The organism is Wenyingzhuangia gilva (genome assembly GCF_030519655.1).
GTDB lineage: Bacteria > Bacteroidota > Bacteroidia > Flavobacteriales > Flavobacteriaceae > Wenyingzhuangia > Wenyingzhuangia gilva.
In genome coordinates this window covers 23,160-46,110 of the sequence record NZ_JAUMIT010000004.1, presented here as the reverse complement: position 1 = coordinate 46,110, position 22,951 = coordinate 23,160, and the positions used below count along the sequence as shown (strand labels likewise).

The following is a 22,951-nucleotide window of genomic DNA, read 5'->3' as shown; positions in this document are numbered from 1 at the left end:
AGTTTATTTAAAATAAGTCTTGATAAGTTTTATAGATCTACAAATTGTTTATACTTTTGTCTTGTTTTAAATAAATCTAAATAATAATTATAATGAAAAAATTAATCATCTTATCATTTGTAACATTGATAAGTGTTTTTGCAAATGCACAAACAGGATCGTTATCTGGTAAAATAATATCAAAAAATAGTTATCCTATTTCTTATGCTAATATTCAGTTAAACAATACCAACTATAAAACTATTACAGATGGGAAAGGTCAGTTTAGCATAGAAAACATCAAATTGGGAGAATATATCTTAAGTGTAAAATTTTTAGGTTATAAAGAATATACATCCAAAGTAATTATAGATCCAAATGAAACTACAACGCTTCCTGCTATTGTCTTAATAGAAAATCAAGAAGAGCTAAAAGAAGTTGTTTTAGAAGGTCATAAACAAAATAAATACACTGTTGAAGCTCCTTCAAACTCATTAAGAATTAATACACCAATTCAAAAATTAGCTCAAAACGTACAAGTGCTAAGTAGTGAATTGTTGGCAGACCAACAAACCACGAATATTATGGACGGAGTTACTAGAAATGTGAGTGGTGTTACCATGATTGAACACTGGGGAAATTTTGCACGTATTAATATGCGTGGTTTCAGATTACCAGCATTTAGAAATGGTTTTAATTTTCAAGATTCTTGGGGGCCATTGTCAGAGGATATGAATACCGTTGAAAGAATTGAGTTTGTTAAAGGACCTGCTGGATTTATGATGTCTGCTGGAGAACCCGGTGGTTTCTATAATGTGGTGACTAAAAAACCAACAGCTAACAAAGTGGCTAATATATCTGTATCTGCTGGTAGTTTTGATTATTTACGTACAACTATTGACCTTGGGGGGAAATTAACTGAGGATGGAAAATTATTATATCGTTTTAATGGAATGTTCCAAACTACTGATACCCACAGAGGAAATGAAAACACACAGAGATACGGTATTGCTCCTGCTCTAACTTATAATTTTAGTGATAAAACTTCTATTACTACTGAATTAAATTTACAAGATGCTCAAAGTTATCTTGGTTCGGCTTATATTTTTGCACCCGTTGGAGATGGATACGGAAGTTTAGATAGAGACTTTAAATTTACGGACAATAATTATCCTGTTACAAATATTCAGGAATTAACAGTGTTCACCAACTTAAAACATCAAATTTCTAAAAACTGGTCTTTTGAAACAAAACTTGCTTACTTAAAGTACGATCAAGTTGGTAATTCTGCTTGGGCTAGTATTACTGATACAGGTGATGCAAGTAGATCTATTAGTGTTTGGGATGCCTTATCAGTTGGTAAATATTTCCAAACTTATTTATCTGGTCAATTTCATACCGGAAAAATAGTTCATAAAGTATTAGGTGGATTTGATTTTACTGACAAAAATTACTGGGCTGATTTTAATCAATCCGTTAGTATAGACCAAAATCAACCATTTAATATTTATAATCCTGTATATGGAAATACCGATGCTCCAGTATTTGATAGATCTATTGCTTTAAAATACAGAAATGGAGGAAAACCTTATAATGGATATCTAGTTAGATCTTATTATGTACAAGATGAATTAGGATTTTTTAATGATAAAGCAAGATTGACTTTAGCTGGTAGATACACCGAATTGGTTACCAATGGTAAGGATGAAATAGATAACAAATTTACTCCTAGAATTGGTTTAAGTGTAGACATTTTACCTACGTTTACAGCATACGCTATGTACGATCAAGCTTTTACTGCTCAAAATGGAATCACAGCAAACGGAGATCCATTAACCCCTGTTGATGGAGTAGATATTGAAGGAGGAGTTAAAAAAACATTTTTTGGTGGAAAATTAAAAACTTCTTTAGGGGTTTATCAAATCACCAAACAAAATGTAGCGAATACAGATTATGATAATCCTTTAACAGGCGATGGGCCTGATGGAATTCCTGGTACAGCAGATGATACTGAGTCTTTTCCATATTCAGTACAACTTGGAGAAATTCAATCTAAAGGGGTAGAGTTTGATATGCAAGGACAAATTACACCTGAATTAAATGTTATCCTAAATTATGCAAACACCAATGTAGAAATTACTGAGGATACAGATGCTACTAAAGTGGGGCAAAGAATAGCAGGACATGCTAAACATGTAACCAATGCATGGGTAAACTACAATTTTTCTAAAAATTCTAAACTAAATGGTTTTGGAGCTTCTTTAGGATATCAATATCAAATAGATAGATCTTCTTGGGCTTGGGGAGCAAATAATCAAACTGATTTGCCCGATTACTTTAGATTAGATGGAGCCATCTCATGGAAAAATGATAAAATAAAAGTACAGGCCAATATTAACAATCTCTTAAATGAGTATCTGTATTCTGGTTCTAACTACGGAACCTATTTATACTGGCAATCTGAACCAGGTATTAACGGAAGAATCACTGTTTCTTATACTTTCTAAAAACATTAAAAAACAAACATCATGAACAAATTTATATTAACGCTTAGTATTGTCATTTTTTCTAGCTTACAAAGTTTTGCACATTATATGTGGGTAGAAACCAATCCGAATGGAAAAGTTGGAAAATCACAAGAAGTAAAAGTTTTCTTTGGAGAATATACTTATGGAGAAATTGAAGAAGCAAATGGAGATGCTTTTAAAAAAGTTCAAAACTTTAGTTTATGGGCTATAGATGCTCAAGGAAATAAAACGGCATTAAAAACCGTAGCAAAGGACACTTATTTTGTTGCTGAATTTACTCCAAAAAACAAAGGAACTTATACAGTAATTTTAGACAACAATAATATTGATGTTATTGATTATACACAATACAACTTTGGAATTTTTAAAACACACTATCATTCCGTTGCAAAAATACAAATAGGTAAAAAAGACAATGCTACTGCTACTTTAAATGACGAGGGTATTACTGTAAAAGATATTTCAGAAAGCAAAAGAACAGTAAAACTACAAGTACTATACAAAAACAAAGCATTGCCGAAAAACGAAGTAAAAGTTTATGTTGCCGATTTATGGACAAAAACTTTAACCACAGATGAAAATGGATTTGTAATTTTTAATTTGCCATGGGAAACCAAATATATTGTAGAAACTACCTACAAAGAGGAAGCTCCTGGTAAATACAACAACAAAGAGTATGAATTTATTTGGCACTGTGTAACCTACACTATTTTATAAACTCAATTATTAAAAAAATATCCCTAAGAGTTTGTTATGACTCTTAGGGATATTATAATTTTTTAAAATATATGATTTCAATTTTAATCATACTCCTCTTTTTTACTTTTTATATTTTCTATGTCACCACCAAGAGGATAAATATCGTCTCTAATTTAAGATTCGAAAAAAACATTCAAGCACATCCATCTTTAGCAAAAAAGATAGGATTGATGCTTATGCTGATAAGTTTTATCATCTCAATAGATCAATTAGGTTTTTGTGTCGGAATCTTATTCAACGTGATTGGTTTTATGACTATTGGAGGCTTGATTGTTTTACTAACACCTTTGCAACTCATTACATATAAAAACATTTGCATTGCCTTTGTTTTATGTTTTTTAATTGAATGGTTTCAACAAATAACTTCTATTTAAAATGCCTGCAAATCCAAAATATTTAACCGCATCCAACTGGCAACGTTTTGCAAAAATATCAGCAGGAATTTTAGGAGGTTATCTTGTTAGCATCACCTTTCATTTAGCTATTTGTTATTGGTTTAACCACGTAAACGTAATTATTACAGCAACTTTTACGGGCTTTATTCTTTGGACAACTTTGTTAGTTTTAGCTTTTTTAGCAAAAAATGGATGGAAAATTTGGGGAATCTATCTTTTCATTTCTTTCATCTTTTCTAGTATTATTTACTTAAGTAAGCTTTACTTTCCTATTCAATAAATTTATGGATAATAGAAAACACAATATTTTATTTCACACACACACCGTTAGCGGAATTGTAATTAGTGTGGTTTTATACATCATCTTTTTTGCGGGGTCTTTTTCTTTTTTTAGAGATGATATCATTAATTGGGAAAGAAATGAAAGCACAAAAGTTTCCGAAAATATTTCTTTTGACATCAACCAAGCAATTGATACCATTCAGAAAACTAAAAGTCTATTTGGGAGTGATGTGACTTTTGTAAAACACGGACATGAAAGAAGGGTAAATGTTTCCATTTCTGCTACCAAAGATACTTTGGCAACTAAAGAAGCCAAGCAAAGTGCTTTCTTTTATTTAGATACTCAAAATTTTAGTCAACACAACTATATCGACTCTTATTCTTTAGGAGAATTTTTATATCGATTGCATTTTTTAGCGCAAATTAAATATCCTGTAGGTTATTATTTATCAGGTTTTACGGCTTTCTTTTTCTTATTTGCCATCATTACAGGGGTCTTAATTCACTGGAAAAAAATCATTTCTAATTTTTATGTATTTAGACCTTTGGCAAAATTAAAAGCTATGTGGACAGATGCCCATACTGCTTTAGGAATGATAGGTTTGCCTTTTCAATTTGTTTATGCCGTTACCGGAGCTTTTTTTATGATTAAATTACTTTTGGTGGCTCCCAATGTGATGGTGATTTACAATGGAAATCAACAAGAATTGTATGAAGATTTGGGCTATACTCCTACCGATTACACTTTTCATCAACAAAAAACAGAAAAAGTAGTTGATTACAACCTTTATTTAAAGGAGCTACAAAAACAATGGCCTTCTTTTAACGTTACTAAAATATTGATTCAAAATTTTGGAGATACTAATGAACATATCACTTTTGAAGGACATTCAGATAGAAGTTTAAAATTTAATGGATTTGGAAAAATAACTTACAACGTAACCAGTCAGAAAGTTGTATTTCAGAAAAAACCAGAAGAAACAACTTCTTATTTAGAGAGTGTTAAGAGTATTCTTTATAGAATTCATTTTGCTGATTATGGTGGCTATTTGCTAAAAATCATCAGTTTTTTACTGGGATTGACTTCTTGTTTTGTGATTATTTCTGGAGTCATGATTTGGTTGATTGCCAGAGATAAAAAGAATGTGCCCGAAAAAAGAAAACGCTTTAACAAAAAAGTAGTAATTGTTTACTTAGCTATTTGCTTAAGTATGTATCCTATTACTGCATTGTCTTTTATTGTGGTTAAAGTATTTGCTGCATCTATGAGTCAATCTTTTATTTATACATTTTACTTTATAGGATGGCTGTTATTTACCGTATTTTTCATTGTAAAAAAAGATATCTACTTTACTAATAAGTGGACTTTAAAACTAGGAAGTTATATAGGTTTATGTATTCCTGTTGCTAATGGTATTTGTACAGGAAATTGGATTTGGAATACATTTCAAAATCATCAATATCAATTATTTTTTATAGATGTTTTTTGGATTTGTTTATCACTTATCACACTTTGGGTTGGTAGCAAATTAAAGAAATAAAAAAAGGCGATATTTAATAATATCGCCTTTATAATTATTGATTCATTTCCATACTGTGGTCGTACTGACAACAACCTGGTAACTTTTCATACGAAGCCCCGTTACTTGCTACATTTTCAGTATCGTAACCAGACTCAGCAATGGCTTTTTCTATTGCTGCTTGGTTGGTTTTTGTTTTGTCATAACTTACTTCAATCTTTTTCTTTTCAACACTCCAATCCGCTGTTACTACTCCATCTACATCTTTAGCTGCCGTTTCTATGGTATGTTTACACATGGCACAATTACCACGAACACCTACATTCATACTTGTGGTATTCTCACTTACTACAGCTGCTTTTTTTTCTGATTTGCTTCCACAACTTACTACTGTCATCAAGCCTATAAATAAGGCACTTAAAACTAATTTTCTCATTTTTATTTTTATTTAAAAGTTATTGATTTTTATTTAATGATTCATATGCATTTCATGGGAGCTTGAATCGGTATCTCCATCGGAATTCATCATCGATTTTTTTCCTTGCAACTGTGCAGCAGCATCAATGGTAAAAGTTCCTTTACTTACAATTTCTTCACCACTATGTAGTCCGTCTAAAATAATATAATAGTTTCCTACTTTACTTCCCAAAGTCACTTCTCTCAACTCAAAAACAGGAGCTTCATTTTCAACTTTCACATACACAATAGATCTTTTTCCGGTCCACAACACAGCCGTTTCTGGAACTTGTATTTGTTGAGATGCTTCCATATGATTTTCAATAGTTCCTTCAACAAACATTCCAGGTTTTAATAATCTATTTTTGTTATCCATCACCACTCTTAAACTTACCGTTCTTGTTCGTTCATCTAAAATAGGATCGATAAAATCAACCTTTCCTTTGACTGTTTTTCCTTGAGCAGATTTGGTGGTAATGTCAATTTCTTGTCCCACTTTAAACAATGACAATTGATTTTCATACACATCAAAATTTGCCCAAACGGTACTTAAATCAGCCACTTTAAAAATAGGTTTCCCCGTCATAATATGTCCTCCAAGATCAACCGAAATTTCTGTGATTACTCCAGACACATGGGCATAAATCATTAAATTGGTTTTTACTTTTCCGTTTTTTTCAATCTCATCTAACTGATGAGTGTGTATCTGCCAATTTTTAAATTTATTTCTTACTGCATTATATAATAATGGTTGATTGTCTTTAGTTTTAGCTGCTATGATTAATTCTTGTTGAGCCGTAATCAACTCTGGAGCATACACCTCTGCAACAGGTTGACCTTTGGTAACCATCTGTCCTAATGAGCTAACATATAATTTTTCAATACGTCCATCAAAATGGGCAGATTGTGTGGCTGTTTTGTCTTTGTTTTCTGAAATCAATCCAGACAAAACAACATTTTTCTCCTCTCTTTGACTATTTCCAACTACTATGGTTTCAACATCTGCCAAAGCTATGGCGTTTTTTGTCATTTTAAATTGATTGGGATTTATTGCTTCCTCCTCTTCATCACTAACAGTTATTGGAATTAAATCCATACCACAAATAGGACAATCTCCAGGTTCAGATTTCATCACACTAGGATCCATGGAACAAGTCCACATTTGTTTTTCATGTTTTACAGAAGAATGCTCATGTTTTTCTGTATTATTATTTGTTACACTAAACAACACTCTACCTAATAACACTCCTAATGCTATAAGCAATATGTATACAACGTATTTTTTCATTTTAAATTTTTAAATTTCTTAATCTTAAGGCATTTGTAATTACCGATACTGAACTAAAACTCATGGCCACTGCTGCAATCATAGGCGATAATAACAAGCCAAAAAATGGATATAAAACTCCAGCCGCTACAGGCACTCCAATCACATTATAAACAAAGGCAAAAAACAAATTCTCTTTGATATTTTTAAGTACGCCTGTACTTAATTCTTTGGCTTTTACAATGCCATCTAAATCCCCTTTTACCAAAGTAATCGTTGCACTTTCAATCGCCACATCAGTTCCTGTTCCCATAGCAATTCCTATATCAGCTTGTGCCAACGCAGGAGCATCATTAATTCCATCACCCGCCATGGCCACTATTTTTCCTTGCTCTTGGTATTTTTTAATTTCATTCAATTTATCCTCTGGCAAACAAGAAGCTTTAAAATGTTTTAAGTTTAAGGTTTCCGCTACTGATTTAGCTGTGTTTATATTATCCCCCGTTAACATGATCACTTCAATTCCTTTGTTTTGTAAAGTCGTAATGGCTTGTTTACTGCTTTTTTTAATGACATCATAAATAACTACAAATCCAACTATTTTTTTATCTATAGCAATATATGAAACCGTTTTACCTTGCTCTTGTTTTTCAACTACTTGCTCTTGAATCTCTTTTGGAATTTCAATGGACAATTGTGCCAACAAACGATCGTTTCCTAAGGCTACCTGTTTTTTATCAATCTTACCAAGCACTCCTTTTCCTGAAATAGCATCAAAATCTTCTACTTCTACTAATTTTATGTGTTGATCTTTAGCATAATCTACCACAGCAGTTGCCAAAGAATGCTCACTGTATTGATTTAAGGAAGCAATCATCATGGTAATGTTTTCTTTTCTTGACTCTTCAAAAACCACTACATTTTCTACTGATGGTTTTCCTTCTGTAATAGTTCCTGTTTTATCAACAATTAACACATCTACTTTATTCATTTTTTCTAAAGCTTCCGCATTTTTAATTAACACTCCAGATTGTGCTCCTCTACCTACACCGACCATTACAGACATTGGAGTGGCCAATCCTAAAGCACAAGGACAAGCAATAATTAATACGGCAATGGCATTTACAAAAGCATAAACATAAGCCGGTTCTGGTCCGTAAATAGCCCAAATCACAAAAGTGATAAGGGAAGCAGCAATCACAATTGGCACAAAATATTTGGAAATTCTATCTGCCAATTTCTGTATAGGTGCTTTGGATTTACTCGCATTGTTTACCATGTGAATAATTTGAGACAACAAAGTATCTCCACCCACTTTTTCAGCTGTCATTAAAAACGAAGTATTCCCATTAATGGTTCCTGCACTTACTTTGTCCTCTTCTTTTTTATCTACAGGAATAGGTTCTCCTGTAATCATAGATTCGTCTACAGAGGTTTGTCCTTTAGAAATAAATCCATCTACAGGTATTTTCTCTCCTGGTTTTACTCTTAACACATCGCCTTTGTTAATTTTATCAATGGCAATGGTTTTGTCTTCTCCATCTTTAACCAAAGTTGCCGTTGCAGGCACTAATTTTAACAAGGCTTTAATGGCTCCATTGGTTTTACTATGAGCTCTTGCTTCTAACAATTGCCCTAACAAAACCAAGGTTAAAATGACGGTAGTCGCTTCAAAATACACATATACATTTCCTTCAACTGTTTTAAATTCATTCGGAAAAACATTGGGTATAAACAAAGCCACCAAACTAAATAACCACGCAATTCCAGAACCAATCCCCACCAAAGTAAACATGTTTAAATTCATGGTTTTGATGGATTTGTAGGCACGTTCAAAAAACATCCAAGTAGCATAAAAAACAACAGGAATAGAAAATATTAATTGAAAATAATTCCATGTTTTTTGAGAAAAAATAGTGTACAACGGATTCTTATTCAACATGTCTGACATTGCAATCATGAATATTGGTAACGTAAATCCTACTGCAATCCAAAATTTATGTAACAACTTTTTATAGGTTTTCTCTTCCTCAGAAACATCTGCTTCTACAGGAACCAAATCCATTCCACATTTTGGACAAGCACTAGGTTCATCACTCATCACTTCTGGATGCATAGGACAGGTAAATTGACTTGCTTTATTTTCCAAACTTACCTCTTCTACCAAATCCATTCCGCAAACAGGACAATCTCCTGCTTTGTCATAGGTTTTATCTCCTTCACAATGCATTGGACAATAATAAACACCTGTTCCTTTTCCTTTTTGTTTTTCTTTGATTTTTTCTGATGCCTCTTCACGTGCAGAGGAACAACAAGCTGTTTTTTCTTCTAGTAAATGAATGCTATAATTCCCAGTACTACTCAATTTTTCTTGAAAAGTCTGTAGTTTAATATGCCTTTCCATTTCTATGGTTGCTGTGGCTTGCTCTAAATCTACCGTAGCTTTTTTTACTCCATTTACAGTGTTTAAAGCTTCTTGCACATGATTTTTACAACCATTACAACTCATTCCTTTTATATGGTAAGTATGTATCATCTCGTTCATCTTTTATTATATAAAGTTATACATCGATACGCTAATCTCTTATGACCATTCTGGTAAATGTTTATATAATTTTGTCAAAATTTTTCCTATTCCATTGCTTTGAATTTTTATATTCACTCATAGACATTCCTGTAATAGATTTAAATTGTTTTGCCAAATGACTGCTAGATTTATAGTTCAAACCATAAGCAATTTCCGAAAAATTTAAATCGCTCAATTGCAAATATTCCTTGGCTTTTTCTATTTTTAAATTGATGTAAAACTTCTCTATCGTCATCCCCATTTTTTTACTAAACAACTTACTTACCCACGAATAATCTTTGTGAAGTTTTAAAGCAATTTCTTCTGATAAATTTGCATCCACTCCTTTCTCTAATCGTTCAATTAAAATGGCTTTGATTTGCTCTATCAACAAATCTGATTCTTCTTTAACCAATTCAAAACCGTTTTTTTTGATAGCATTTTCTATTTGAGTCAAAACGGTATCTTCCACCTCATCAATCAAAATCTCACCTAATTCAATACTATAAATATGAACCCCTAACTTTTCGATTTCATTCTTTAAGGTAGATTTACATCGATCGCAAACCATGTTTTTTATGTAAAGATGTTTTCTCATTTTTTAGCACTTAAATAGTTAATGATGGTCTCTGCCATAAAGTACTTTCTCAAAGCTTCTATCTGATTCATTTGAAACTTTAATTGCAATTGTTGTAAATCTAACACCTCATAAAAATCAATATTTTCTGTCTCATATTTTTTGATGAGAATTTCTTCGGCATTTCTAGTTTTGGTGATGTTCTCTACTTGCATTTCATAATTAATTCTTGCCGATGCTTTTTCGTGTACTGCTTTACTTAACAAGCTTTCTAACTCATTTTGTCTTTCGTTTTTTTGAGATAAAATTTCTTGCTGAGCTAACTCATTTTGCTTGGTTTTAGAACTGTATTTTTTATTAAAAATAGGAATTGACACCGTTAGCATAGGCATTAAAATATCTTTTCCATTGTCTGCCAAAGTCATATTGGGTCTTTCTGTGACCGATATATAATCCAAACCAACACCAATCATAGGTGCTTTGTCTTTTTGATTCAATAATTCTGATTTTTCCACAGAAGTATATAATTTATCAAACTTAACCAACTCTGGGTGAATACTTAAAGAATCTAACACAACCATTTCTTCTTTTGGAATAAACAATGTATCAACGACTGAAATACCATCAGGATGACTTCTGTTCAATAATTTGGCAAAAACCGTTTTTTCCGATGCAAAAGTTTCTAACAACTCTTGTTTTAAAGCAATCAATTCATTTTCTCTCATCTGAATTCTTAGCACTTGTACTGCTGTTGCTTTTCCTGATTCTACAGAGGCCAAGGCCATGGTTTCATATACTTTTAACAGTTCTAAATTTTCATCAACAATATTATTTTTTTCTTTAAGCGTGTATAAATTATAATAAGATTGATATACTTCTGACACCAATTTTCTCTTGGCGATGGCAATATCTTCAAAAGAAACTGCTGCTACGGAATTTGCATAATTTTGTCTAGAAGTAATGGTTCCAAACCAAGGAAACATTTGCTTTGCAGACAGTTTAAAATCTTGTGCTCCCACCCTAGTTTCTGGCTTGCTCACAAAATAACCTACACCAAATTCTGTGTTTGGAATACTGTTAACTTCATTGGTTTTTTCTTGCATCAACTCATGCTTCAATTCAAACTTCTGAATGGTTGGATTGTTTTGTAAAGCCTCTGAAATATATGATTGCAAATCTTGTCCACTTGCGAAGTGAAAAGTGAAAAACAAAATAATAGCTATATTTTTCATTTTAACATTTTTTTAAGTTGAACTTCTTTTCTCCAGCTAAACAACACTGGTACAATAAAATAGGAGGTGATATCTATAATCATTCCTCCAAAACTTGGAATGGCCATAGGAATCATAATATCACTTCCACGACCTGTAGAAGTCAATACTGGTAATAATGCCAAAATGGTCGTCACGGTAGTCATCAAACAAGGTCTGATTCTTTTTTCTGCTGCAAACATGGCAGAAGCTCGGACTTCTTGAATCGTAGTAGGATTGTTTTTATCAAAAGTTTGGGTTAAATAAGTAGCCATCACCACACCATCATCGGTAGCAATTCCAAACAAAGCAATAAAACCTACCCAAACCGCCACACTTAAATTGATGGTTTTCATATTGAACAAATCACGAATGTTTTCTCCAAAAAAGCTGAAGTTTAAAAACCAATCTTGACCATACAACCAAAGCATGATAAATCCTCCGGCAAAAGCCACGGTAATTCCTGTAAACACCATGAAAGAAGTTGCTACTGATTTGAACTGGAAATACAAAATCAAGAAAATAATTAACAAAGCCAAAGGCACTACAAAAGATAAGGTTTTTTCTGCTCTTACCTGATTTTCGTATGTCCCTGTAAATTGATAACTAATTCCTTTAGGAACAGTTAAACTTCCCGAATCAATTTTTTGTTGAATCAAATCCTGAGCATTTTCTACCACATTGGTTTCTGCAAAACCGTCTTGTTTATCAAACAATACATAACCTACCAAAAAAGTATCCTCACTTTTAATCACTTGTGGTCCTTGCTCATACCTAATGCTTGCCATTTCGCTCAACGGAACTGGTTTTCCACTCGCTACAGGAATGTAAATCTTCTTTAAATCTTCTGGATTTGATCTTAACTCTCTAGGGTATCTTACTCTCACGCCATAACGTTCTCTACCTTCAACTGTCTGAGTAATTTCCATACCGCCAACAGCTACTTTTAAAACTTCTTGCACCTCTTCTATAGACACTCCGTAACGAGCAATTTTTTCTCTATCAATGTCAATCAATAAATACGGCTTCCCTACAATTCTATCTGCAAAAACTGCTTCTTTTTTTACACCTTCAGCTTCTTTTAAAATCGTTTCTAATTGTTCTCCAAAAGCTTGAATTTCTTTTAAATTATTTCCTTTTACCTTAATTCCCATAGGAGCTCTCATTCCTGTTTGCAACATCACCAAACGAGTTTCTATAGGTTGTAATTTAGGAGCTGATGTAACTCCAGGTAATTTAGTCACTTTTACAATTTCATTCCAAATATCATCTGGGGATTTGATATTGGTTCTCCAATTTCTATAAAACGCTCCATCTTCGTCAGGAATCAATTCATCTTTATTTACAAAAGATGCATATTTTGAACCTTGGATGTCTTTAAACTTTTCACTTCCATCCGTAGCTAACCTCCCACTTTTTAACACAAAAAAATCATTTTCATCAATCTTATATTTCTGTCTTTTCCCTTGACTATTTAATTGATATTCTGATTTGTATTGAATGATATTTTCATACATAGACAAAGGAGCAGGATCTAAAGAAGACTCTGTTCTCCCTGCTTTTCCTACTACCGTTTCAATTTCGGGGATATTTGCTACCGCCATGTCTAATTGCTGTAACACTCGTTTGTTTTCTTCAACACCTGCATGAGGCATAGACGTTGGCATCAGTAAAAAAGAACCTTCGTTTAAAGAAGGCATAAACTCTTTTCCTGTATTTTTCATAATTATAAAACCACAAATTACAATGGTGGTTGGAATGCTTAAAAACAAAATTTTGTGATGTAAGGCCCAAGTTAAAATAGCACTGTAATATTTTCTTAACAAGGCAAAAACACCTAAAATTCCGAAACAAAGGATGGCTACAAAAAGGAAGTTTAAAAATAAATTTTTGTCAATTCCTAAAGGCCTCCAAAACTCCGTTAATAAAATCACAATTGTAATGCTAATCAAATACATATGCAATTTACTTACTAAGTTTGATTTTATTTTATCAAACAAATTCAATAAGGTAATGATGGCAAATCCTATCAATACAAATCCTAAATAAGTTCCATAAATCACCCCAACCAAACCTATGACTAACAACAAGAACTGAATGCTTTTTTGAGCCTTTTTTTTGATTTCTGTCTTTTTAAATAAATACGCTGCAAATGGCGGAATAAGAAACAACGCTACAATTAATGAAGCCGTAAGGGCAAAAGTTTTGGTAAAAGCCAAAGGTCTAAACAATTTCCCCTCTGCACCAATCATGGTAAATACTGGAATAAAACTAATAATAGTTGTTAAAACCGCTGTTACAATGGCTCCAGATATTTCTTTAGTAGCATTGTAAACGACTGTATTTATTGCTAACTTTTCTTTATTTTCATCTAAGTGTCTAATAATATTTTCAGATAAAATCACTCCAACATCTACCATCGTTCCAATGGCAATAGCAATTCCCGATAAGGCAACAATATTGGCATCTATCCCACATATTTTCATGGCTACAAAAACCATCAAGACTGCCACAGGTAACAAGCCAGAAATTAAAATAGAGGCTCTTAAATTATTGACCATCACTACAATCACCAAAATGGTAATCAAAATCTCTAAGGTTAAAGCTTCATTTAAAGTCCCTAAGGTTTCTTGAATTAGTTCTGAACGATCGTAAAAAGGAACAATGGTTAACTGAGAAGTTCTTCCATCTTTTAAAACTTTTGATGGTAGCCCTTTACTTAGTTCTTTTATTTTTTCCTTTGTATTGTTGATGACTTCTAATGGATTGGCACCATAACGAGCCACCACCACTCCACCTACAACCTCTGCACCTTCTTTATCTAAAATTCCTCTACGGGCTGCTGGTCCTAAGTGAACTTTGGCAATATCTTTTACTCTAATTGATCTAAAATCTTTAGAAGTGACTACTGCATTTTCTATATCACTAATAGATTTTACATAGCCCAAACCACGAACCAAATATTCAACTTTATTAATTTCTAAAGTTTGCGCTCCAATATCTTTATTGCTTTGTTTAACCGCTTTGACCACCGTTTGCAAATCAATATTGTATTGTCTTAATAATTCTGGTTGTACATCAATTTGATATTCTTGTACATAACCACCAATAGAAGCGACTTCTGAAACACCACTGGCTGATGACAAAGCGTATTTTACGTAATAATCTTGTGTGGTGCGGAGTTCTTGTAAATCCCAACCACCGGTGACATTACCATCTTTATCTCTACCTTCTAAAGTGTACCAAAATACTTGTCCCAATCCTGTAGCATCAGGCCCCAAAGCTGGATTGACTTCATTAGGCAACAATCCACTTGGCAAAGAATTTAATTTTTCTAAAATTCTGCTTCTACTCCAATAAAACTCAACATCCTCATCAAAAATAATATAGATGCTGGAAAAACCAAACATAGACGAACTACGAATGGTTTTTACTCCAGGAATTCCTAATAAGGAAGTAGTTAATGGGTAGGTAATTTGATCCTCGATATCTTGAGGAGACCTTCCATCCCATTTGGTAAAAACTATTTGTTGATTTTCTCCAATATCTGGAATGGCATCAACCGCCACAGGGTTACTAGGTAAAATTTTGGTATCCCAACCAAAAGGAGCGTTGATAATACCCCAACCTATAAATATGAGTAGCAATAAGAATACTACCAATTTGTTTTCTATTAAAAATTTGATGCTTTTATTCAGCATGATTTTTTGATTTTATTCATTAGAAACTAGTGCCTAACGCACAAATAAAACTTCCTAAATCTTATAATTAAGATTAGGATTAAACTTCTAAAAAATAAAAAAATCAAATAAGGTAAACCTCATCTAGCTTGTAAATAGACTTTACAACCAGAGGTGGTGAGTAATCTAAAAAGTTAAAGTCTTGCTTGGTTTGATTGTCGAACAACAATACATAAGCAGTTACAAAAGAAGTAAAGAATACTTTTTGATGGATACTCAACGCTGTGTTTTGAGTCTGGATTTCAGTTTGTGAATCTTTGGTGATTTTTACATCAGAACAACAACTTTTTTTAGATACTTGTGTAATTCCATCAGATTCATGAGTATCAGTACAACATGTTTTTACATTTTGTAAAACAGTTATATCAGATATTTTTTCTCCACAAAAGTGCATGGTAAGCGTAACCGATACTGTAGAAAAGACTACAATAAGAGCTAAAACAACGGCCAGGTATTTGTGAAAACTATTTTTCATAATACTGCAAAGTTATGAAATTTTATGATTGGTATTACAATATCATCTATAACTCTTAAATTATGGTAAAAGCACATACAAAAAGCCCAAACGTATGTTTGAGCTTTTCTTCTTCATAGCATAGTTTAAATTTTAAACTATTTTTTTTCTTTTGTTTTTGCATCTTTAGCATCAACCCTAAACACAAGGGGTAATTGAACCAACATATTTCCCTCCCCTTTATTTTACCAATTCCCCTACTTTCCCTCTTACTTGTTTTGTTTATATTTGTTTGTTCCCCTTAAACAAACAGGAAAATCCCATCCTATTAAAAAATATAATACATCATTTAAAAAGCATGAAAATTAAATATCTCATTTTATCGTTTTTGTTTCTTTTAATTCCTTTTCATAAATCTGTAGCACAAGTTTCTGTGGTTGGTAAAGGATGGTCTCAAAACTCAGTAAACGCAACTGTATTTAGAAAAAACTCAGTCATCTCTCATAAAAAACATCAATATGTAGCTTATTATGATGCTAAAGGTTTTTTAACATTGGCCAAAAGAAAACAAAAATCTAACAAGTGGGAAGTTCATACGACACAATACAAAGGAAATGTATTGGATGCACATTGTAGCATTAGTCTTACTGTAGATGGGAAAGGATATTTACATGTTTCGTGGGGACATCATAATAACAAATTATTGTATGCAAAATCTATAAAACCAAATTGTTTAGAACTCTCTGAACAACAAAGCATGATTGGCGAAAATGAGAATTTTGTTACCTATCCTGAGTTTTACAAATTTCCTAATGGTGATTTGTTTTTCTTATATAGAGATGGAGGTTCTGGTCACGGAAATTTGGTCATTAATAGATATCATACCAAAGAAGGAAATTGGACAAGAGTACATTCTTCTTTAATTGATGGTAAAGACAAACGTAATGCTTATTGGCAGGCTACTTTAGATAATAACGGAACTTTTCATATTTCTTGGGTGTGGAGAGAAACTTGGGATGTGTCATCAAACCACGATATGTGTTATGCAAAAACCAATGATTTTGGAAAGACTTGGGAAAAATCTAATGGAACAAAATACAATTTGCCAATTACCAAAGCATCGGCAGAATATGTTTCTATTATTCCTCAAAAAAGTACCTTAATCAACCAAACTTCCATGTATGCTGATGCAAATGGAAATCCATATATTGCAACTTACTTTACCCAAAAAGGAGAAACAGTTCCTCAATTCTTTTTAATCTTCAAGAATAAAGAAGGATGGAAAACCACAGCCATGACCAACCGTAAAACGCCATTTACTTTAGGAGGTGGTGGAACTAAAAAAATTCCTATTTCTAGACCACAGGTTATTGTAAATAACAAAAGAGGAAAAACCAAAGTCATGCTTATTTATCGTGATATAGAATATGATAACAAAGCGGTATTGACTTATAGTACCAACGATGAATTAACCTCTTGGGAAACCAAAACCATTACTGATTATTCTTTAGATAGTTGGGAACCTAGTTATGATACAGAACTTTGGAGAACTAAGAAAAAACTGAATTTATATGTGCAAAAAGTAGGACAAGGTGATGGAGAGACTTTACAAAATATGCCTGCTCAAAATGTTGAAATTTATAACGTTAAATTTTAACTTATACATAGAACCAAAATACCTAATACAAAACCTCTTAAAGACAAATCTTTAGGAGGTTTTGTATTATTTACTATTATTTATTTCTCATTTATTAAGTTATCTAATTATCTATTATTCATTAATCACTCTTATTTTATAAGATTCTCTTATTTCTTAAAAACACCAAATAATATGGTTTGAATGCTCATATTTTAAAAAAAAATATACTTAATTTAGTGGCTCATTTTACTTATAACCCCATGAAATTAAAAATTAAATACCCTTCACTGTTTCTTATTACAACATTATTAATCTCTTGTAAAACAACAATTAAAACTCCTTTAATAAGTAATATTACACAAACTTACATTGCAGCTCCACCAGTTACCAACAACTCACATTCTGCTACTATAGAAGAAGTGAGTCCTAACCATTTGATGGCTGCTTGGTTTGGAGGTAGTTATGAGGGTGCTAAAGACGTCGGTATCTACTCCTCTAATTTTATCAATCAAAAATGGTCTAAACCAAAATGTATTGTTAAACCTTTGTTGAAAAATAATGACACGCTACCTTGTTGGAACCCAGTACTATTTAAAAGCAAAAGCAATGTTTTGTATCTGTTTTATAAAGTTGGTAAAAACCCTAGAGAATGGTTTGGTGCTATGATTAGTTCTAAAGATGACGGACAAACTTGGAGCAAAACTACTTATTTACCTGATGGATTTTTAGGACCTATTAAAAACAAACCTATAGAGGTTACTCCAGGAGTGATTTTATGTGGTAGTAGTACAGAAAGCAACACCAGTGATAATTGGAGAGTACATGTAGAAACTTATATCGAATCTACCAAAACTTGGGAAAAAACAAAGGTTGATAATAAAGCTAATTTCGATGTAATCCAACCCACTTTTTTAGTCCATGCTGATAATAAAATTCAGATGCTTTGCAGAAGTAAACACGATAAAGTGATCAACTCTTGGTCAAGTGATTACGGACAAACGTGGTCTGAAATGGATAGTATTAACGTGGTAAACTCTAATTCTGGTATTGACGGTGTTGCTTTAAGTAAAAACTTCTTTTTACTGGTAAATAATCCTTTACCAAGAGGTGCCGATTGGTTTAATGGACGTAACATCTTAGATGTGGAGTATTCTAGAAATGGCTTGAACTGGAAAAAATTATTAGATTTAGAGCATCAAACAGAAGGTGAGTTTAGTTATCCGGCCATCATTCAAACTTCTGATAAAAAAATTCACATCTTATATACTTACAACAGAAAATACATCAAACACGTTTCTTTTGATATTTTATATTAAAAGAGACGACCAAATATGCATATCTAAGAAATATCAAATGAGTCTACAAAATTTAAAAAACATCACCTCTTCTTTAAGCAATACGCCTAAAATGCCTGTGCTGTTTCTAGGACATGGAAGTCCTATGAATGCTATTGAAGAAAATGAGTTTGTAGCCTCTTTTAGAAAGCTTGGACAAGAATTGCCAAAACCCAATGCTATTTTATGCATTTCTGCTCATTGGGAAACCAAAGGAACTTTTGTTACCGCTATGCAACATCCACCAACAATTCACGATTTTGGTGGTTTCCCTAAAGCCTTGTTTGACGTACAATATCCTGCTCCAGGAAGTCCAGAACTAGCTGTGGAAACCAAAAATTTAGTTACCCAAACAGAAGTTGGTTTAGATGACAAATGGGGATTAGACCACGGAGCATGGAGCGTCATCAAACACTTATATCCAAATGCCGATATTCCTGTAATTCAAATGAGTATTGATTATTCTAAACCTGCACAATATCATTATGATTTAGCTAAGGAAATTCAACAACTTAGACACAAAGGAGTCTTAATTGTAGGAAGCGGAAATATGGTTCATAACCTAAGAAGAATTGTTTGGGATAAAATGAATGCGGGTTCCTATGGATTTGATTGGGCGATTGAAGCCAATGAAAAAATGAAAGATTTTATTTTGAATAACAATCACAAAGACCTCATCAATTTTAACAAACAAGGAACTGCTTTTAATTTGTCTATTCCAACACCAGAACATTATATGCCTTTGATTTATACTTTGGCTTTAAAAGATAATAAAAATGAAGAAATTTCAATTTTTAACGATCAATATGTTGGGGGGTTCTCTTTCTATGACCTCCATCAAAATAGCATAAAACAAAATTCCATTATACGCTAACATATAATGGAATTTTTAATATTTACTTAAGTTATTTTAATGCTCTGAAATCAAACTTACTTTTCCTGTTTTTAATCCTTTTCCTGTTACTGTTAATTCTATATTTCCCGCTTCTTTTTCAGATTGTACCAACACAACTAATTTTCCACTAAATAATTTCATGGTTGGTAAGTGAAATTGCTCTAAAGAAGTAGCATCTCCATTACAAGCTGCTCTGTAAGTTCCTTTTCCTTTTACTTTAAACTTTAGTTGATTGGTAGCTGTTGGACAAACAACTCCATTTTTATCTACCACTGAAACGGTTACATAAGACAAATCTTTTCCATTGGCTTTGATGGTTTTTCTATCCGGATTTAAAACCAATTGATATGGCTTTCCTGCTGTTTTAATTTCCTTTTGAGCTACTGCTTTTCCATCTTTATCAAATGCAACAACCTTTACGGTTCCTGGTTCATATTTAACATCCATCCACATCAAACGATATCTGTTTTGAGGGGTTTTGTTATTTTTTTTCTGAACCCCCATACTTTTTCCATTGATAAAAAGTTCAGCACTATCATAATTAGTATATACAAAAACCGGCGTTACTTCTCCTTCTCTACCTTCCCAATTCCAATGCGGTAAAATATGTAAAGTCTCAGCCTCTTTGTTCCAACGACTTCTGTATAAATAATATCTATCTTTTGGTAAACCTGCCAAATCATTAATTCCAAAATAAGAACTACGTGACGGCCAACTTGTATCATATGGTGTCGGTTCTCCTAAATAATCAAAACCTGTCCAAACAAATTCTCCAATAACCCAATCTTTATCATCTTGTAACACAAAATCTTCATCCGGAACATTAGACCAACTACACGCTTCTAAATCATAAGAAGAAGATTGAAAATCTGGATATTGTTTCATTTTTTCCTGAACTACAGGAAATTTATAAATCCCTCTAGAACTTACCGTTGAAGCAGTTTCAGATCCTAAAATAAATCCTTGAGGAAATTTCTTATTTGCTTCCTCGTATAAATGCACTCTGTAATTTAACCCAGGCACATCTAACAAAGCTCCAAATCCAGATTTCATCACTGAATTTACTTGATCCATTCCAACAGTTACTGGTCTTGTAGGATCTTCTCTATGGAAAATATCTTGTAACCATTTTGCACGTTTCACTCCTGCTTCTCCATGCTGGTCTGGCACTTCATTACCTGAACTCCACATGACAATAGACGGATGATTTCTAGTAGCATGCACCAAATTCACAATGTCTTTTTCAGCATATTCGTTAAAAAATCTGTGATATCCATTTTTTACCTTTGCCTTTGCCCATTCGTCAAAACTTTCAGCCAAAAACATAAATCCCATTTCATCACACAGCTCTAACTGCTCAAAAGAGGGCATGTTATGAGAACTACGGATGGCATTACATCCCATTTCTTTTAAAATAGTCAATTGACGTCTTAAAGCAGCTTTATTAATAGCCGTTCCTAAAGGACCTAAATCGTGATGCAAACAAACTCCTTTAAACTTGGTTACTTTTCCGTTTAAACTAAACCCTTTGTTAGCTTCGTACTTAATTTCTCTAATTCCAAAACGAGTAGTTACTTCATCTTTTAAATCTTTTCCAACATATAATTGAGCGACTGCTTTGTATAAATAAGGATTTTCTGGACTCCACAAATTTGGATTTTTAACCTTTATATTCTGATCAAATTCTTTTCCAAATTCTAAAGTAGTTGTATCAACACTTACCTTTTTTCCATCAGCATCAAAAATAGTAGTAACCAAAGATCCGTTTGAAACAGATGTTTTAGTTTTGATATTTACTTTTGCTTCCTCATTACTAATAAAAGGAGTGGTGATAAAAGCTCCCCATTGATTAATGCTCTCTTTATTTTTAGTAATTAAACTTACTTTTCTGTACAATCCAGCTCCAGGATACCAACGAGAAGCAAACGCTTTATTAGTTAATTTTACCGCTAAAGTATTCTCTCCTTTTTTAAGAAATTTAGAGATGTTGAAATAAAAATAACTGTAACCATAAGCCCATTCTCCAATCTTTTCTCCATTTAAATACACTTGAGGTTCACTCATAGCTCCTTCAAAAAGAATGATTGTCTTTTTGGTTAAATCAGCTTCAGAAATAGAAAATTTATTTCTGTACCAAGCGGTACCAACGTGAGGCAAAGCTCCTGTTCTTCCCGTTTTTTCAGTAGCTTCTTTTTCACCATTTTGCACTATGGCAACTGTTTGTTTGTCTACTTCTTTATCAAAAGGTCCATAAATAGCCCAATCGTGAGGAACGGTTACTTTTTCCCATTTTGAATCGTTAAACGCTTCTTGTTGAGCATTTTTAACATCTCCTTTTTGAAACTTCCAATTAACATCTAATACTCTAACATTTCTTCCTTGAGAAAAAGAAACTTGAGAGAGAATAAATAATGTGAATAGAAAAGATTTAAACTTTGTCATTGTAAAATTTATTTTTGTGACACAATATAAAATAGATTTTAAAATAAACTATCCTGTACAATAAAGCCTGTTCTAATTAAAGAACAGGCTTATCTATATTTTAAAAACAACTCAGACAATTGTAATCTGATTATTACTAATGGTGACAATTTTAGACAATCTCTTTTGTTCTTCACCTCCAGGAATAAAACAACAACCAGCTTTTTCTACCGTGTACAATATTTGTAAATGGATAGTTTCCACACCTTCCATTTCTTTCTGACTGTATATAGCCACATCTACCTCATCAATATTAGGCCAACCTCCTTCAGTTACAAACTCACTTATTTTAATCTGGTGAATGTTTTTTTGAACCAATTGTTTTATTTCTTCTTCAGTATGCATTAATTCACAAAATGATATAAGAAAACAATATCAGCATCTAAAGCTGTTTTTCTCTCTCCCTCAATTTCTATATTTATAGAAAGAACGGCTTTAGAAATTCCTCTTAAATTTTCTATTGATTTTAACTTGGTTCTTAATCTAACTTTACTATCAACAGTAACAGGCTTGTTAAATCTTAACTTTTCAATTCCGTAATTCACCAACATTTTGCTGTTGTTTACCTCTATAATTTGTTCCCATAAATAAGGCATTAAAGACAATGTTAAGTAACCATGGGCTATAGGCGTACCAAAAGGACCTTCTTTTGCTTTTTCAGCATCACAATGAATCCATTGGTGATCTAAAGTTGCATCCGCAAATTGATTGATTCTATCTTGCGGGATTGCCAAATATTCTGAAACTCCTATCTCTTTACCCTCATACGCTTTAAAATCTTCAAAGCTATTGATAATTACTTGTGCCATTAATTAACTTTATTATTTTG

17 protein-coding genes and 1 pseudogene are annotated in these 22,951 nt (G+C 32.5%); 8 read left to right on the top strand and 10 right to left on the bottom strand.

Going from position 1 to position 22,951, the window contains the following annotated elements:
* Positions 1 to 92: 92 nt before the first annotated feature.
* The 5 genes from QVZ41_RS08955 to QVZ41_RS08935 all read left to right on the top strand — a co-directional run bounded on the left by QVZ41_RS08955 (position 93) and on the right by QVZ41_RS08935 (position 5,484).
* Positions 93 to 2,486 (top strand): TonB-dependent receptor, encoded by a 2,394-nt coding sequence (locus tag QVZ41_RS08955; RefSeq protein ID WP_302884229.1) that lies wholly within the window; start codon positions 93 to 95, stop codon positions 2,484 to 2,486.
* Between the two features lie 21 nt (positions 2,487 to 2,507).
* Positions 2,508 to 3,224 (top strand): DUF4198 domain-containing protein, encoded by a 717-nt coding sequence (locus tag QVZ41_RS08950; protein WP_302884228.1) that lies wholly within the window; start codon positions 2,508 to 2,510, stop codon positions 3,222 to 3,224.
* 71 nt (positions 3,225 to 3,295) lie between these two features.
* Complete coding sequence (locus QVZ41_RS08945; protein ID WP_302884227.1) at positions 3,296 to 3,640, top strand: hypothetical protein; 345 nt, start codon at positions 3,296 to 3,298, stop codon at positions 3,638 to 3,640.
* A 1-nt stretch (position 3,641) separates the two neighbouring features.
* Complete coding sequence (locus QVZ41_RS08940; RefSeq protein ID WP_302884226.1) at positions 3,642 to 3,941, top strand: hypothetical protein; 300 nt, start codon at positions 3,642 to 3,644, stop codon at positions 3,939 to 3,941.
* 4 nt (positions 3,942 to 3,945) lie between these two features.
* Positions 3,946 to 5,484, top strand: coding sequence for a PepSY-associated TM helix domain-containing protein (locus QVZ41_RS08935; RefSeq protein ID WP_302884225.1), 1,539 nt, complete (start codon positions 3,946 to 3,948; stop codon positions 5,482 to 5,484).
* Between the two features lie 34 nt (positions 5,485 to 5,518).
* Here QVZ41_RS08935 and QVZ41_RS08930 read toward each other — a convergent pair whose 3' ends face one another.
* The 7 genes from QVZ41_RS08930 to QVZ41_RS08900 all read right to left on the bottom strand — a co-directional run bounded on the left by QVZ41_RS08930 (position 5,519) and on the right by QVZ41_RS08900 (position 15,794).
* Positions 5,519 to 5,899 carry a heavy-metal-associated domain-containing protein gene (locus tag QVZ41_RS08930; protein ID WP_302884224.1) on the bottom strand — a complete coding sequence of 127 codons (381 nt, stop codon included), beginning with the start codon at positions 5,897 to 5,899 and terminating at the stop codon, positions 5,519 to 5,521.
* Between the two features lie 33 nt (positions 5,900 to 5,932).
* On the bottom strand, positions 5,933 to 7,207 hold the full coding sequence (locus QVZ41_RS08925) for an efflux RND transporter periplasmic adaptor subunit (protein WP_302884223.1): 1,275 nt from the start codon (positions 7,205 to 7,207) through the stop codon (positions 5,933 to 5,935).
* A 1-nt stretch (position 7,208) separates the two neighbouring features.
* Entirely contained in the window at positions 7,209 to 9,722 is a 2,514-nt protein-coding gene (locus QVZ41_RS08920; protein ID WP_302884222.1) for a heavy metal translocating P-type ATPase, read from the bottom strand.
* Positions 9,723 to 9,792: 70 nt separating this feature from the next.
* On the bottom strand, positions 9,793 to 10,350 hold the full coding sequence (locus QVZ41_RS08915) for an AraC family transcriptional regulator (RefSeq protein ID WP_302884221.1): 558 nt from the start codon (positions 10,348 to 10,350) through the stop codon (positions 9,793 to 9,795).
* Positions 10,347 to 11,561, bottom strand: a complete 1,215-nt coding sequence (locus QVZ41_RS08910) for a TolC family protein (protein ID WP_302884220.1) — start codon at positions 11,559 to 11,561, stop codon at positions 10,347 to 10,349. The genes QVZ41_RS08915 and QVZ41_RS08910 overlap by 4 nt, the downstream gene beginning before the upstream one ends.
* Positions 11,558 to 15,280, bottom strand: coding sequence for an efflux RND transporter permease subunit (locus QVZ41_RS08905; RefSeq protein ID WP_302884219.1), 3,723 nt, complete (start codon positions 15,278 to 15,280; stop codon positions 11,558 to 11,560). Before QVZ41_RS08905 ends, QVZ41_RS08910 begins: the two co-directional genes overlap by 4 nt.
* Positions 15,281 to 15,383: 103 nt before the next feature.
* The gene (locus tag QVZ41_RS08900) at positions 15,384 to 15,794 is read right to left on the bottom strand and encodes an HYC_CC_PP family protein (RefSeq protein ID WP_302884218.1); all 411 of its coding nucleotides are present in this window, start codon (positions 15,792 to 15,794) and stop codon (positions 15,384 to 15,386) included.
* 337 nt (positions 15,795 to 16,131) lie between these two features.
* Between QVZ41_RS08900 and QVZ41_RS08895 the strand changes: the two genes are divergently transcribed.
* From QVZ41_RS08895 to ygiD, 3 genes and pseudogenes are all read left to right on the top strand, one after another.
* Entirely contained in the window at positions 16,132 to 17,430 is a 1,299-nt protein-coding gene (locus QVZ41_RS08895) for a BNR repeat-containing protein (protein WP_302884217.1), read from the top strand.
* A gap of 242 nt (positions 17,431 to 17,672) precedes the next feature.
* The gene (locus tag QVZ41_RS08890; RefSeq protein ID WP_302884216.1) at positions 17,673 to 18,728 is read left to right on the top strand and encodes a sialidase family protein; all 1,056 of its coding nucleotides are present in this window, start codon (positions 17,673 to 17,675) and stop codon (positions 18,726 to 18,728) included.
* Positions 18,729 to 18,765: 37 nt separating this feature from the next.
* A pseudogene (gene ygiD / locus QVZ41_RS08885) lies at positions 18,766 to 19,597 on the top strand (4,5-DOPA-extradiol-dioxygenase).
* A gap of 59 nt (positions 19,598 to 19,656) precedes the next feature.
* Here ygiD and QVZ41_RS08880 read toward each other — a convergent pair.
* From QVZ41_RS08880 to QVZ41_RS08870, 3 genes are all read right to left on the bottom strand, one after another.
* A complete protein-coding gene (locus tag QVZ41_RS08880; protein ID WP_302884215.1) occupies positions 19,657 to 22,083 on the bottom strand; it encodes a DUF4982 domain-containing protein in 2,427 nt (808 codons plus the stop codon).
* Between the two features lie 111 nt (positions 22,084 to 22,194).
* Positions 22,195 to 22,467, bottom strand: coding sequence for a hypothetical protein (locus QVZ41_RS08875; protein ID WP_302884214.1), 273 nt, complete (start codon positions 22,465 to 22,467; stop codon positions 22,195 to 22,197).
* Positions 22,467 to 22,931, bottom strand: a complete 465-nt coding sequence (locus QVZ41_RS08870) for a MaoC family dehydratase (RefSeq protein WP_302884213.1) — start codon at positions 22,929 to 22,931, stop codon at positions 22,467 to 22,469. The genes QVZ41_RS08875 and QVZ41_RS08870 overlap by 1 nt, the downstream gene beginning before the upstream one ends.
* Positions 22,932 to 22,951: the final 20 nt, after the last annotated feature.

Coding starts and splice junctions, on each gene's coding strand:
- QVZ41_RS08955 (WP_302884229.1), top strand. CDS start 93: ATGAAAAAATTAATCATCTTATCATTTGTAACATTGATAAGTGTTTTT.
- QVZ41_RS08950 (WP_302884228.1), top strand. CDS start 2,508: ATGAACAAATTTATATTAACGCTTAGTATTGTCATTTTTTCTAGCTTA.
- QVZ41_RS08945 (WP_302884227.1), top strand. CDS start 3,296: ATGATTTCAATTTTAATCATACTCCTCTTTTTTACTTTTTATATTTTC.
- QVZ41_RS08940 (WP_302884226.1), top strand. CDS start 3,642: ATGCCTGCAAATCCAAAATATTTAACCGCATCCAACTGGCAACGTTTT.
- QVZ41_RS08935 (WP_302884225.1), top strand. CDS start 3,946: ATGGATAATAGAAAACACAATATTTTATTTCACACACACACCGTTAGC.
- QVZ41_RS08930 (WP_302884224.1), bottom strand. CDS start 5,899: ATGAGAAAATTAGTTTTAAGTGCCTTATTTATAGGCTTGATGACAGTA.
- QVZ41_RS08925 (WP_302884223.1), bottom strand. CDS start 7,207: ATGAAAAAATACGTTGTATACATATTGCTTATAGCATTAGGAGTGTTA.
- QVZ41_RS08920 (WP_302884222.1), bottom strand. CDS start 9,722: ATGATACATACTTACCATATAAAAGGAATGAGTTGTAATGGTTGTAAA.
- QVZ41_RS08915 (WP_302884221.1), bottom strand. CDS start 10,350: ATGAGAAAACATCTTTACATAAAAAACATGGTTTGCGATCGATGTAAA.
- QVZ41_RS08910 (WP_302884220.1), bottom strand. CDS start 11,561: ATGAAAAATATAGCTATTATTTTGTTTTTCACTTTTCACTTCGCAAGT.
- QVZ41_RS08905 (WP_302884219.1), bottom strand. CDS start 15,280: ATGCTGAATAAAAGCATCAAATTTTTAATAGAAAACAAATTGGTAGTA.
- QVZ41_RS08900 (WP_302884218.1), bottom strand. CDS start 15,794: ATGAAAAATAGTTTTCACAAATACCTGGCCGTTGTTTTAGCTCTTATT.
- QVZ41_RS08895 (WP_302884217.1), top strand. CDS start 16,132: ATGAAAATTAAATATCTCATTTTATCGTTTTTGTTTCTTTTAATTCCT.
- QVZ41_RS08890 (WP_302884216.1), top strand. CDS start 17,673: ATGAAATTAAAAATTAAATACCCTTCACTGTTTCTTATTACAACATTA.
- QVZ41_RS08880 (WP_302884215.1), bottom strand. CDS start 22,083: ATGACAAAGTTTAAATCTTTTCTATTCACATTATTTATTCTCTCTCAA.
- QVZ41_RS08875 (WP_302884214.1), bottom strand. CDS start 22,467: ATGCATACTGAAGAAGAAATAAAACAATTGGTTCAAAAAAACATTCAC.
- QVZ41_RS08870 (WP_302884213.1), bottom strand. CDS start 22,931: ATGGCACAAGTAATTATCAATAGCTTTGAAGATTTTAAAGCGTATGAG.